Below are 12,792 nucleotides of genomic sequence, written 5' to 3'. Positions count from 1 at the left end.
TTACCACGACAGCGCGATTCCACTCGGCGCCGCTTGCTGCGCTGCCTGCCGGAACACGCTGATCTGGCCATACGTGGTCGCTGCCCAGCTGAAGCGCTCGGCGTAGGCACGTGTCGCTGCCCGGTCGGGGTAATTGGCGCGCAGTTGCCGCACGCCCGCTGCGACGCCCTCCGCTGTCCGGCTCGGCATCAAGACGCCGGCCGCCGGGGTCTGCACCACCTCAGGCGTGCCCCATACATTGCTTGCCACTACAGGAGTCCCGCAGGCCATGGCCTCGAGTAGCACGTTGGCCCATCCTTCGCGGCTCGATGCGAGCACGAGCGCATCTGCGGCAGCATAGTAATTCCGTAACTGGGCCTGCGGCATAGCACCGAGGAACGACACGCGGTCCGCCACCCCGACAATACGTGAAAGCTTTTGCAGTTTCTTCAGGTCCGGTCCGGTCCCGACGATCAGCAGGTGTACGTCAGGTAACGCCGGCAACGCCGAAATCACGAGCTCATGTCCCTTGCGTGGATCGAGATGGCCGACGGATAACAGGACGAACCCGTCGAGGCCCAGTGTCTTGCGCATTGCGTCACGATCGATCGGCTGGAACAATTCGAGATCGACGCCGTTGCGTAGCGTCGTGATGCGCTCGCCATCCATGCCCAGCCCAATCATCTCGGTGCGTAATGCTTCGCATACCGCAATCATGCCAGCCGAATGCGCGCCGGCCCAACGAATCATGCGGCGACTGACAGGGTAGCGTGGAATCAGGTTGATATCGGTACCCAGCGCGGATATCACAACCGGTTTGGAAAAGTACCTGCCGAGCATGATTGCCGCCACGCCGTCCGGATAAAAATAATGGGCGTCGATCACATCGAAATCATAGCCTTCATCCAGCAGACGTCCAATTCTGGCCTTGGCCGCATAGGCAAGGCTGAATGGCGTGATACGCATTCCCATCTTTGGTACGACTGCATAACGCGGATGGAACACCTCCACGCCGATCCGCGTTTCGACCTCGGGTGCCCTGGCCATCGTGCCGTATTGTGAAAACATGCGGTGCGTGAACGGGAACCATGGAACAGGTGCCACTACCTTGGCTTGAATTTCCTTGGTCGCCAACTGGTGCCGCAATGTGGTCTCGGTAAAAATGCCGTGATGCGGTTTAGCTGCGTTCGGGAACAGCGTCGTGAAAGTCAGGATTTTCATCGCATGCGCCCAACCACATCGGGCGTTCAATATAATATTGATTAATATTTTCTCACTGTAATTATCATAATGCAATAAAATAAACGTTGACCAAGAAGTGGCGACGCCGGATAACCCATTTGACCTGATGACCATGAAACCTACAAACGTCCCGTATGAAGAGTTGTCGTCAGTGAGTGAAGACAGCCATCTCGTATTGCCGACCTCCTCCGGCACCACGGGGCGCGAACATGACGTTTACGGCGGAACCGGCGTAGACGTGCGCTGCCTTCTGATTGCCAGCATGTTCCCGCCGATTCACGGCGGTTCGGCTGTGGTCTACGACAACCTGTGCCGATCCATGCCGCTTGGAAGCATGCGTGTACTGACCGCGAAAAGGAATTACATCGACAACACGCCGGTGCCGGGATGGCAGGCGCATGACACGCAGGCCTCTTATCCGATCGATCGGATCGACTTTCTGCGCCCGCGCATTTTGCCACCGCCCGCCAATACCCTGATCTCCGTGTACCGTCTGCTGTTCCAGGATATTCCCGTTTACAGCCGGGCTTTGCTGGCTGCCGCACGCATCGTGAAAATGCACGATATCAATGTCGTATGTGTGGGTGAATTAGGAACCGGCAGTTGGCTTGCCATGACGCTGCGAAAATTGTTCGGCGTTAAAGTGATTATGTATGTGCATGGCGAAGAAATCACCACAGCCAGCGGCGGGCGCTTTTCCGGCAACAAGCGCCAGCAATATCTTCAGTGTGCAGACAAGATCGTGGCTGTCAGCGCTTTCACACGAGAGGCATTGACCGGCCTGATGCACATAAAGCTGGAATCGATTACGCTGATACAGAACGGCGTCGATACCACCCGGTTCGCGCCAGGCCCACGCAGTGAGGAGCTACTTGTCAAACATGGTCTGGCCAGTAAAAAAATCGTTGTTACGGTAGGCCGTCTGGTTGCGCGCAAAGGGATTGACAAAGCGGTGCTGGCATTCAAACGCGTATTGCGCGATTGTCCAAATACACATTATCTGATTATTGGCGATGGTCAATTGCGCCCGGAACTCGAGCGACTTATTGCATCCGAGGGACTATCGCAAGACATTACATTGGCAGGCCAGGTCAGCGATGCCGACCTGATTAGTTACCTACGCCTGTGCGACGTATTCCTGATGCCCAACCGCACGCTGGAAAACGGCGATACCGAAGGTTTCGGGTTGGTGTTTCGGGAAGCAAACGCATGCGGCAAACCAGTCATCGGTGGACGGGCCGGCGGGGTCGTCGAAGCGGTCATTCACAATGAGAGTGGCCTACTAGTCGATGGTAACGATGTGAATGACATTGCTGCGGCAATCAAGAGCATTCTGGAAGACGATGCGCTTGCCGAACGCCTTGGCAAGGGTGGCCTGCAACTGGCGCGCGCCAACAATACCGAATCAGTCGCGCGCCGTTTCTTGGACACTTGTAAAAGCGTACTGGGCAGTGTGGACCGCCGCCTCCAGGGTAAGAAGCCGTCATCAACGGGCTGATGACCCGTTAAAGCTGCAAATTACCTGGCCAAACCATTCTTGCGCAGCCCAGGATCAGGCCGCGAAAAATACCCGGTTACGCCCGCCCTTCTTCGCTTCATACATGGCCTCGTCCGCCATATGAATCCACATCGCGCTTGTACGAATCCCTCGGCTGTACATGGCCGCGCCGATGCTCAAGGTCGGTACCGGTACCTCCTCCCGGGTATCCTTGCCCGGCTGTGCAAGCGCACACATGCTTTCGAAAACCCGTGCGGCGTCTACCTTGCCAATATTGCGGAGAATGACGCAAAACTCGTCTCCGCCGTACCGCGCAACCGTATCCTGTTCCCTGACGCAGGAAGACATGATGCGGGCGATTTTTTGAAGCGCCCGGTCGCCGGCAATATGGCCGAATTTGTCGTTGATGTACTTGAACTGGTCGACGTCGACCAGCGCAACAACGCTGTTCTGGATGTCGTTCCCCGCCCCTCTCACCCACTCGTCGAGTATTTCGTTGAACGCCGCACGGTTGGTCAACCCCGTCAGGGAATCGGTCCGGCTCATCTCGCGCAGCTGATTCTTGTGTTTGATGAGCTGGATCGCCGTAAGGTAGGCGACATATCCCAACGATAAGGGGTACAGCACCAGCAAAGGCAGGCACGCCGCAATTTGCGCGCGGCTCAACACGTCATGGAAGGGTATGCCGAGCGTGAAATAAATCACGCCGGCACCCAGCAGGCTTGCTGCCGCTCCCCGTCCCATGAAACGCGGACCGCCCATGGCCATGTTGTTCATGGTGACCATGCTGAGTATGCACACCGAAGGAATCGGATTGAAGCCCATGACACCTGCAAACAGGCCTGCCATAAAGGCGTCGACGAGCATGCTGCGGCGCTCGGTGTCGATGGGGCGTGCGCTGGACTTGGCGAGCAAATAAGCCAGATGCGGCCACAAAAAGCAGTAGCCGATCAATACGCCAAGCACCAGGCGCCCATGATGTGGCGCGGACAGGCTGCAGAATACCGCCAGAAAACCCATGCTTAGGCCAAGGCACCGCGGCAGATAGAAGCGCCTGGGCAAAGCCATGCTCTGGCTCTGGCTCTGGTGCCGCATGGGGAGGGCGGAGGATGAAAATGCTGGGGTTTGGTGCATTGTTGAGCCGAGGGGTGCATCGAACAAGCCACATAGTACGCATTTTCGTCAAAAGTTCCAAAGAGAAACTATTTGTGTAATTTTATAAACGATGTTATTGATTTTTCCATCGCGCAGCTTGAAGTTGCCGATACGTGGTTTTTATGATCACCATTCTAAAAAATAAAGCTGTTTTTCCGTTATCGAACGGCTCTGTCAACAATATCGCTAATCACGAATCGCAATGACAATGTATCCACAAAGCAACGAAATTGCGCGAATTGCGTAGTGTCCCCAAAAGCAAACAGCCCGGCCGACGCATCGACCGGGCTGCCGGATCAGCTCATGCGGGCGATCAGTGCGCGGTAGCCCCAGCTGCACCGATACCGGTTTCCGAACGCACCTCCTGCGCCTCGAAACCGGCCTTGTCGATTGCCGCGCGCGGGCCGCTGTCGGTCACCGAGAACAGCCACACGCCAACGAAGCCGACGATCATCGAGAACAGGGCCGGCGAGGTGTATGGGAAGATCGCTGCCTTGTTGTGGAACACGTCGACCCACACCGACTTCGACACCACGGTCAGGCCGACCGCCGTGATCAGGCCCAGGAAGCCGCCGACAGTGGCGCCGCGGGTGGTGCAGCCCTTCCACAGCACCGACATGAACAGCACCGGGAAGTTGGCCGATGCCGCGATGGCGAAGGCCAGCGACACCATGAAGGCCACGTTCACGCTCTGGAACACGATGCCCAGCAGCACGGCGACGATGCCCAGGCAGATGGTGGTGATCTTCGAGATGCGCAGCTCGCTGCCCGGGGCCGCCTGGCCCTTCTTGATGACGGTGGCGTACAGGTCGTGCGACACGGCCGAGGCACCCGACAGCGTCAGGCCGGCCACCACCGCCAGGATGGTCGCGAAGGCCACCGCCGAGATGAAGCCGAGGAAGACGTCGCCGCCCACGGCCTTGGCCAGGTGCACCGCCGCCATGTTGTTACCGCCCAGCAGCTTGCCGGCAGCATCCTTGAAGGCCGGGTTGGTACCAACCAGCACGATCGCGCCGAAGCCGATGATGAACACGAGCACGTAGAAGTAGCCGATCCAGGTGGTGGCCCACAGCACCGACTTGCGCGCTTCCTTGGCGCTCGGGACGGTGAAGAAGCGCATCAGGATGTGCGGCAGACCGGCGGTGCCGAACATCAGCGCCATGCCGAAGGAGATGCCGGAAATCGGATCCTTGATGAAGGTGCCCGGGCCCATGATGGCGTCGCCCTTGGCGTGCACTTCGACGGCCTTGGCGAACAGCTGTTCCGGGCTGAAGTTGAACATCGACAGCACCGAGAACGCCATGAAGGTGGTACCGGCCAGCAGCATCACGGCCTTGATGATCTGCACCCAGGTGGTGGCGGTCATGCCGCCGAACAGCACGTAGACCATCATCAGGATGCCGACCAGGACCACGGCGATCCAGTAGTCGAGGCCGAACAGCAGCTTGATCAGCTGGCCGGCGCCGACCATCTGCGCGATCAGGTAGAACAGCACGACGACCAGGGTGCCCGAGGCGGCGAACAGGCGCACCGGCTTCTGGGCGAAGCGGTAGGCGGCGACGTCGGCGAAGGTGAAGCGGCCCAGGTTGCGCAGGCGCTCGGCCATCAGGAAGGTCAGCACCGGCCAGCCGACCAGGAAGCCGATCGCGTAGATCAGGCCGTCGAAGCCGTCCAGGAACACGGCGGCGGAGATGCCGAGGAAGGACGCGGCCGACATGAAGTCGCCGGCGATCGCGAGGCCGTTCTGGAAGCCGGTGATGCCGCCGCCGGCCGTGTAGAAGTCGGACGCCGAGCGGGTGCGCTTGGCGGCCCACTTGGTGATGAACAGGGTCAGCAGCACGAAGACCGCGAACATCGCGATCGCGGTGTAGTTGGTAGCCTGCTTGGTGGCCTGGCCGAGGTCGGGGGCGGCCATGGCGCTGCCGGCGAGGGCCAGCAGGGCGAAGGCGGCCGCCAGGTAGGAGAAGATGCGGGTGGTCTTGGTCATGCGCGTACCTTGGTCGGCTGGGTCACGTGGGCGTTGGTGGCGGCCGGCTGGGCGGTGCCCGCGGCGGCGTTCTGGTGGATGGCGTCGGTGAGCGCGTCGAACTCGCGGTTCGCGCGGCGCACGTAGATGGCGGTGACGGCCACCGTGAACAGGATCACGAACAGGCCCAGGGGCACGCCCCAGGACATGACGCCGTTGCCGATCTTCGATGCCATGAAGGCCTTGTCCCAGGCGTTCAGCGCGGTGAAGCCGTAGTAGACCACCATGACCGACAGGGCCAGCATCCAGCCGTAGCGGGAGCGTGTCCTGACGAGTTTCTGGTAGTTCGGGTCACTCTTGACCCGTTGTACGAGGTCTGCTTCCATTTTTGTCTCCATTCATTTTATTAATGCCAGTACAGCCGGCTGGTTTCGATCCTACGGGCGGCCCCTTACCCGATTCTTACGGCAGAACCTGAAAACCATATTACCCACGTTTCAAGTGAAACACCACACAATGAAATGCACTAAACTTGAAACATGAGCTACCCCGTCCGCACTGCCCCCGACGCCAGCAAGCCCGTCATCTGGACCGTGTCCGTGTCCCGCCTGTCCGACCTGTTCCGCGATATCACCCTCGAATACGATCACCTGGCGCAGATCGAACCGCTGCACCTGGGCTTCGACGAAGCGGCGCGCCATATCCGCGAACGCATGGCGGGCGAGCATTGCGACGTGGTGATCGCGGCCGGCTCCAACGGCGCTTACCTCAAAAGCCGGGTATCGGTGCCGGTGGTGGTGGCCCAGGCCAGCGGCTTCGATTTCATGCAGGCGCTAGCGCGGGCGCGCCGGCTGTCGGCGCGGATCGGCGTGATCCAGTACCAGCGACCGCTGCCGGAACTGGCCGAGTTCGCGGCCACCTTCGGCCTGGTGATCGAGCAGCGCACCTATGTGACCGAGGAAGATGCGCGCGCCGGCATCGACGAATTGAAAGCGGGCGGGATCGAGGTCATCGTCGGCGCCGGCTTGATTACCGACCTGGCCGAGGAAGCCGGCCTGAAGGCGGTGTTCGTGTATTCGGCGGCCTCGATCCGGCGCGCCTTCGACGATGCGCTGGAACTGGCGCGCCTGACCCAGTTGGAAAAAAGCCGCCCGATGCGCCCGGCCGCTGCGGACAGCCGCCGGGCGCGGCGCGGCCTCAATGATCTGCGTGGCGAGTCGCCCGCGATGGAACGCCTGCGCCAGAGCGTGGTGCTGTACGCGCGCTCGCCGGCGACGGTGCTGATCCAGGGCGAAACCGGCAGCGGCAAGGAACTGGTGGCGCAGGCGATCCACCGCGAGAGTCCGCGCCGCGGCGCCAACCGGCCCTTCGTCGCCGTGAATTGCGGGGCCATCGCCGAGTCGCTGCTGGAATCCGAGCTGTTCGGCCACGAGGAAGGCGCGTTCACCGGCGCGCGCCGCGGCGGCCATGCCGGCTTGTTCGAAGCGGCCAACGGCGGCACCCTGTTCCTGGACGAGATCGGCGAAATGCCGCTCGCGCTGCAGACGCGCCTGCTGCGCGTGCTCGAGGAGCGCGAAGTGATGCGGGTGGGCGGCACCCGGCCGGTGCCGATCGACGTGCGCGTGATCAGCGCCACCCATTGCGACCTGGAGGCGCGCGTGCGTGACGGCCGCTTCCGTGCCGACCTGTTCTACCGGCTGGCCGTGCTGCGCCTCGCCCTGCCGCCGCTGCGCGCGCGCGTGGAAGACATCGCGCCGCTGGCCGAGTGGTCGCTCAAGCATGCACTGGCGGCGCTGGATGCGCGGCCGCATCCGAACCTCGCGGCCGAGATCGCGGCCTGCGCGCCGCTGCTGCAGGCGTATGGCTGGCCCGGCAACGTGCGCGAGCTGCGCAACCTGATGGAGCGGCTGGCGCTGTTCCTGGCGGCCGAGCCCTTGCAGGCGCTGACGCCGAGCTTCCTGCTGGCGATCGCGCCCGAGCTGGCCCAGCTTGCGGCGCCCTCCCCGGCCGCTGCGGCCGCGATGCCGGCGCAGGTGCCGCCGCTGCCTGTCCGCGAAAGCGCGGCCGAGGTGCTGGCGCGCTGCGGCGGCCAGCGCGATGCCGCCGCACGCTACCTGGGCATCAGCCGCACGACCTTGTGGCGCCGTTTAAAAGAAGGAAATTAGCCATTGGAAAGTGTGCAGCTATAAACTAATACGAGCTCGAGCGGTTTAATCTTGCCCAAACCACGACGCCGAAATTAGTCGTATGATGCTTTTTTTATACGGCCTGGCGCCCGATCGCGCCAGCTTTCCAGGCGGCGCCCATGAAGTGCCGCGTAGTTCGGAGGCATCATGCAAGACGCGCGTAGCAATCCCTCGTCAGCGGCGATTTTTTCGCTGATCGGCAATACCCCGCTGGTCGAAGTCACCCGTATCGACACCGGTCCCTGCCAGCTCTTCCTCAAGCTCGAATCCCAGAATCCCGGCGGCTCCATCAAGGACCGCATCGGCCGCGCCATGATCGAGGCGGCCGAGCTGGATGGCCGCCTGCAGCCCGGCGGCACCGTGGTCGAAGCCACCGCCGGGAATACCGGCCTCGGGCTGGCGCTAGTAGCGCGCATCAAGGGCTACCGGGTGGTCCTCGTCGTGCCCGACAAGATGGCGGCGGAAAAGGTGCTGCACCTGAAGGCGCTCGGCGCCGAGATCCACCTGACCCGTTCCGACGTCGGCAAGGGCCATCCCGAGTACTACCAGGATTATGCGGCGCGCCTGGCCAGGGAGATTCCCGGCGCCTGGTTCGCCGACCAGTTCAACAATCCGGACAACCCGCGCGCCCACGAAACCACGACCGGCCCCGAGATCTGGGAACAGATGCGCCACGAGATCGACGCCATCGTGGTCGGCGTCGGCTCCTCGGGCACCCTGAGCGGCCTATCGCGCTACTTCGCGCAGGTGCAGCCGGGTCTCGAGTTCGTGCTGGCCGATCCGCAGGGCTCGATCCTGGCCGACTACATCAAGACCGGCAAGCGGTCGGATGTCTCCGGCTCTTGGGCGGTCGAAGGCATCGGCGAAGACTTCATCCCGGCGATCGCCGACCTGTCGCGGGTCAAGACGGCATACTCCATCAGCGACGAGGACAGCTTCAATACCGCGCGCGAACTGCTGCGCCAGGAAGGCATCCTGGCCGGCTCCTCCACCGGCACCCTGCTCGCCGCCGCCCTGCGCTACTGCCGCGCCCAGACCACGCCGAAGCGCGTCGTCACCTTCGTGTGCGACACCGGCACCCGCTATCTCACCAAGGTCTACAGCGACGGCTGGATGGTCGACCAGGGCCTGCTGCACCGGCCGAAACTGGGCGACCTGCGCGACCTGATCGGGCGCCGCTTCGACGACGGCGAAGTGGTGACGGTGGCGCCGTCCGACACCCTGCTGACCGCCTTCAACCGCATGCGCAGCAGCGACCTGGCCCAGCTGCCGGTGGTCGAGCATGGCAAGCTGGTGGGCCTGATCGACGAGTCCGACCTGCTCTTGCACGTCACCAGCGAACGCGAGCGCTTCGGCGCACCGGTCTCGGATACCATGACCACCGAGCTGAAAACGCTGGCGCCGTCAAGCCGCATGCGCGAACTGCGCGAGATCCTCGACCGCGGCCTGACCGCGGTCATCGCCGACGGCGACCATTTCTATGGCCTGATCACGCGTTTCGATCTGTTGAATCACCTGCGCAGGACGCTGACCTGATATGAGCGACGATACCAAGCACAAGCGCCGCCTGGCCACCCGCGTGATCCACGGCGGCCAGTCTCCCGACCCGGCCACCGGCGCCGTGATGCCGCCGATTTATGCCACCTCGACCTTTGCCCAGGAAAGCCCGGGCGTGCACAAGGGGCTGGACTACGGCCGCTCGCACAATCCGACGCGCTGGGCGCTGGAACGCTGCGTGGCCGACATCGAAAGCGGCAGCGCCGCCTTTGCCTTCGCGTCCGGCCTGGCGGCCATCGCCGCCGTGCTGGAACTGCTGCCGGCCGGCTCCCACATCGTCGCCGGCGACGACATGTACGGCGGCACCTTCCGCCTGTTCGAGCGGGTGCGCCGCCTGAGTGCCGGCCACGAATTCAGCTACGTCGACCTGACCGACCCGCTGGCCCTGGCCGGCGCGCTGCGTCCGGACACGAAGATGGTGTGGGTCGAGACCCCGACCAACCCGATGCTGAAGCTGGCCGACCTGCGCGCCGTCGCCGAGGCATGCCGCGGGCGCGGCATTATCACGGTCTGCGACAACACCTTCGCCAGCCCGGTCAACCAGCGGCCGCTGGAACTGGGCATCGACATCGTGGTGCACTCGACCACCAAGTACATGAACGGGCACTCGGACGTGATCGGCGGCGTGGCCGTGGTCGGTACCGAAGCCCGCCACCAACCGCTGCGCGAACGCCTCGGCTTTATCCAGAATGCAGTGGGTGCGATCCAGGGGCCCTTCGACAGCTTCCTGGTACTACGCGGCATCAAGACCCTGGCCCTGCGGGTCGAGCGCAGCAATGCCAATGCGCTGGAACTGGCCGGGTGGCTGGAGGCGCAGCCGAAGGTGAAACACGTGCATTACCCGGGCCTGGCGTCGCACCCCCAGCACGAACTGGCGCGGCGCCAGATGCATGGCTATGGCGGCATCATCTCGGTCGACCTCGACACCGACCTGGCCGGCGCGCGCCGCTTCCTCGAGCATTGCGAAGTGTTCACGCTGGCCGAGAGCCTGGGCGGCGTGGAGAGCCTGATCGAGCATCCGGCGATCATGACGCATGCGACCATACCGCCGGAACAGCGGGCGGTGCTGGGGATCGGGGATGGCTTGATCCGCTTGTCGGTGGGGATCGAGGATGTGGAGGATCAGCGGGCGGATCTGGTGCGGGCGCTGGCTGCGATTTGATTGCAGTCGTGCGCTTTGGCCACCGACTGCAGAACCGTCGCCCCTGCGCAGGCAGGGGCCCAATTTCTGCGCTGTGCCGAAAACTTGGGCCCCTGCCTTCGCAGGGGCGACGACTTCGCTGGCTATAAGTGAGCCGACGAAGCGCCAGGCCTTACCGCTTCAGCTGCGACAAATCGCGCACCGCCCCGCGATCCGCCGACGTGGTCAGCGCCGCATACGCCTGCAAGGCCTGCGACACCACACGTTCACGCCCGACCGGCTGCCATGCATCCGCCCCGCGCGCTTCCATTGCCATGCGGCGGTGCGCCAGCTCCTCGGCCGTGACACGCAAGGCGATCGTGCGCGCCGGGATGTCGATATCGATGAAGTCGCCCTCTTCCACCAGGCCGATCGCGCCGCCTTCGGCCGCTTCAGGCGAGGCATGGCCGATCACCAGGCCCGACGAGCCGCCCGAGAAACGTCCGTCGGTAAACAGCGCGCACGCCTTGCCGAGGCCTTTCGACTTGATGTACGAGGTCGGGTACAGCATCTCCTGCATGCCCGGTCCGCCCTTCGGTCCTTCGTAGCGGATGATGACGACGTCGCCGGCCACCACCTGGTCGCCCAGGATGGCGTCGACCGCCGCGTCCTGGCTCTCAAACACGCGCGCGCGGCCGGAGAATTTCAGGATGCTCTCGTCGACGCCGGCGGTCTTGACGATGCAGCCCTTCTCGGCGATGTTGCCGTACAAGACAGCCAGGCCGCCGTCCTGCGAATAGGCGTGCTCGCGGTCGCGGATGCAGCCGAGGCTGCGGTCGAGGTCGTTGGACGCGTAGCGTTCCGATTGCGAGAATGCCACCTGAGTCGGCACGCCGCCCGGTGCCGCGCGGAACAGCTGGTGCACGGCGCGGTCGTCGCTGCGGCGGATGTCGTATTGTTCGATGGCGTCACCCAGCGTCGGGCTGTGCACGGTCGGCAGCGAGGTGTCGAGCAGGCCGGCGCGTGCCAGCTCGCCCAGGATCGAGATGATGCCGCCGGCGCGGTGCACGTCTTCGATGTGGTATTTGTCCGTCATCGGCGCCACCTTGCACAGGCAAGGCACGAGGCGCGAGATGCGGTCGATGTCGGCCATCGTGAACGCCACCTGCGCTTCGTGCGCGGCGGCCAGCAGGTGCAGCACGGTGTTGGTGGAGCCGCCCATCGACACGTCCAGCGCCATCGCATTTTCAAACGCGGCCTTGCTGGCGATCGAGCGCGGCAGTACCGAGTAGTCGTCTTGTTCGTAGTGGCGCTTGGCGATGTCGACGATCAGGCGGCCCGCTTTCAGGAACAGTTCCTTGCGGTCGCTGTGGGTGGCGACGATGGTCCCGTTGCCCGGCAGCGACAGGCCGAGGGCTTCGGTCAGGCAGTTCATCGAATTCGCGGTGAACATGCCCGAGCACGAGCCGCAGGTCGGACAGGCCGAGCGCTCGGCTTCCAGCACGTCGGCATCGGACACCTTGGCGTCGCCGGCCTTGATCATGGCGTCGATCAGGTCGAGCTTGATGATCTTCTGTTCGTTGTTGACGACCTTGACCACCTTGCCCGCCTCCATCGGTCCGCCGGACACGAACACGGTCGGGATGTTCAGGCGCATCGCGGCCATCAGCATGCCGGGCGTGATCTTGTCGCAGTTCGAGATGCAGACCATGGCGTCGGCGCAGTGGGCGTTGACCATGTACTCGACCGAGTCGGCGATCAGGTCGCGCGACGGCAGCGAATACAGCATGCCGCCATGGCCCATCGCGATGCCGTCGTCGACGGCAATGGTATTGAATTCCTTGGCGACGCCGCCGGCCGCCTCGATCTCGCGCGCCACCAGCTGGCCCAGGTCCTTCAGGTGGACGTGGCCGGGCACGAACTGGGTGAAGGAGTTGACGACGGCGATGATCGGCTTCTCGAAGTCGCCATCCTTCATGCCGGTGGCACGCCACAGGGCGCGAGCGCCTGCCATGTTGCGGCCTTGAGTAGTGGTGCGGGAACGGTAAGTCGGCATGGTGAAGCTCCTGATCGGTCGTAACTGAAACAA

8 protein-coding genes and 1 pseudogene are annotated in these 12,792 nt (G+C 63.3%); 4 read left to right on the top strand and 5 right to left on the bottom strand.

What is annotated here, in order from left to right; translation table 11 throughout:
• Positions 1–1,200 (bottom strand): glycosyltransferase family 4 protein, encoded by a 1,200-nt coding sequence (locus U1H99_RS22915; RefSeq protein ID WP_323144013.1) that lies wholly within the window; start codon positions 1,198–1,200, stop codon positions 1–3.
• Between the two features lie 127 nt (positions 1,201–1,327).
• Here U1H99_RS22915 and U1H99_RS22910 point away from each other — a divergent pair, with 127 nt between their 5' ends.
• Positions 1,328–2,719 carry a glycosyltransferase family 4 protein gene (locus tag U1H99_RS22910; protein WP_323144012.1) on the top strand — a complete coding sequence of 464 codons (1,392 nt, stop codon included), beginning with the start codon at positions 1,328–1,330 and terminating at the stop codon, positions 2,717–2,719.
• Positions 2,720–2,773: 54 nt separating this feature from the next.
• Here U1H99_RS22910 and U1H99_RS22905 read toward each other — a convergent pair whose 3' ends face one another.
• The 3 genes and pseudogenes from U1H99_RS22905 to U1H99_RS22895 all read right to left on the bottom strand — a co-directional run.
• Complete coding sequence (locus tag U1H99_RS22905) at positions 2,774–3,787, bottom strand: diguanylate cyclase (RefSeq protein ID WP_323144011.1); 1,014 nt, start codon at positions 3,785–3,787, stop codon at positions 2,774–2,776.
• 400 nt (positions 3,788–4,187) lie between these two features.
• Complete coding sequence (locus U1H99_RS22900; protein ID WP_323144010.1) at positions 4,188–5,861, bottom strand: cation acetate symporter; 1,674 nt, start codon at positions 5,859–5,861, stop codon at positions 4,188–4,190.
• Between the two features lie 62 nt (positions 5,862–5,923).
• A pseudogene (locus U1H99_RS22895) lies at positions 5,924–6,226 on the bottom strand (DUF485 domain-containing protein); the annotation flags it as partial.
• A 153-nt stretch (positions 6,227–6,379) separates the two neighbouring features.
• Here U1H99_RS22895 and prpR point away from each other — a divergent pair.
• The 3 genes from prpR (at position 6,380) to U1H99_RS22880 (ending at position 10,745) form a co-directional block, all read left to right on the top strand.
• Positions 6,380–8,005, top strand: a complete 1,626-nt coding sequence (prpR, locus tag U1H99_RS22890; RefSeq protein WP_323144008.1) for a propionate catabolism operon regulatory protein PrpR — start codon at positions 6,380–6,382, stop codon at positions 8,003–8,005.
• A gap of 168 nt (positions 8,006–8,173) precedes the next feature.
• A complete protein-coding gene (locus tag U1H99_RS22885; RefSeq protein WP_323144007.1) occupies positions 8,174–9,562 on the top strand; it encodes a pyridoxal-phosphate dependent enzyme in 1,389 nt (462 codons plus the stop codon).
• 1 nt (position 9,563) lies between these two features.
• Positions 9,564–10,745 (top strand): trans-sulfuration enzyme family protein, encoded by a 1,182-nt coding sequence (locus U1H99_RS22880; protein WP_323144006.1) that lies wholly within the window; start codon positions 9,564–9,566, stop codon positions 10,743–10,745.
• A 151-nt stretch (positions 10,746–10,896) separates the two neighbouring features.
• On the opposite strand, the gene ilvD is transcribed toward U1H99_RS22880, so the two are convergent.
• Positions 10,897–12,759: a dihydroxy-acid dehydratase gene (gene ilvD, locus U1H99_RS22875; protein ID WP_323144005.1), complete on the bottom strand. Its 1,863-nt coding sequence runs from the start codon at positions 12,757–12,759 to the stop codon at positions 10,897–10,899.
• Positions 12,760–12,792 lie beyond the last annotated feature (33 nt).

Source organism: Massilia phyllosphaerae (genome assembly GCF_034659755.1).
Taxonomy (GTDB): domain Bacteria; phylum Pseudomonadota; class Gammaproteobacteria; order Burkholderiales; family Burkholderiaceae_D; genus Telluria; species Telluria phyllosphaerae.
The sequence above is the reverse complement of the archived record's forward strand: the minus strand, read 5'-3'. Positions and strand labels throughout refer to the sequence as shown.

Excerpts from the sequence above, each read along its gene's own strand:
- U1H99_RS22915 (WP_323144013.1), bottom strand. The coding sequence starts at position 1,200 with ATGAAAATCCTGACTTTCACGACGCTGTTCCCGAACGCAGCTAAACCG.
- U1H99_RS22910 (WP_323144012.1), top strand. The coding sequence starts at position 1,328 with ATGACCATGAAACCTACAAACGTCCCGTATGAAGAGTTGTCGTCAGTG.
- U1H99_RS22905 (WP_323144011.1), bottom strand. The coding sequence starts at position 3,787 with ATGGCTTTGCCCAGGCGCTTCTATCTGCCGCGGTGCCTTGGCCTAAGC.
- U1H99_RS22900 (WP_323144010.1), bottom strand. The coding sequence starts at position 5,861 with ATGACCAAGACCACCCGCATCTTCTCCTACCTGGCGGCCGCCTTCGCC.
- prpR (WP_323144008.1), top strand. The coding sequence starts at position 6,380 with ATGAGCTACCCCGTCCGCACTGCCCCCGACGCCAGCAAGCCCGTCATC.
- U1H99_RS22885 (WP_323144007.1), top strand. The coding sequence starts at position 8,174 with ATGCAAGACGCGCGTAGCAATCCCTCGTCAGCGGCGATTTTTTCGCTG.
- U1H99_RS22880 (WP_323144006.1), top strand. The coding sequence starts at position 9,564 with ATGAGCGACGATACCAAGCACAAGCGCCGCCTGGCCACCCGCGTGATC.
- ilvD (WP_323144005.1), bottom strand. The coding sequence starts at position 12,759 with ATGCCGACTTACCGTTCCCGCACCACTACTCAAGGCCGCAACATGGCA.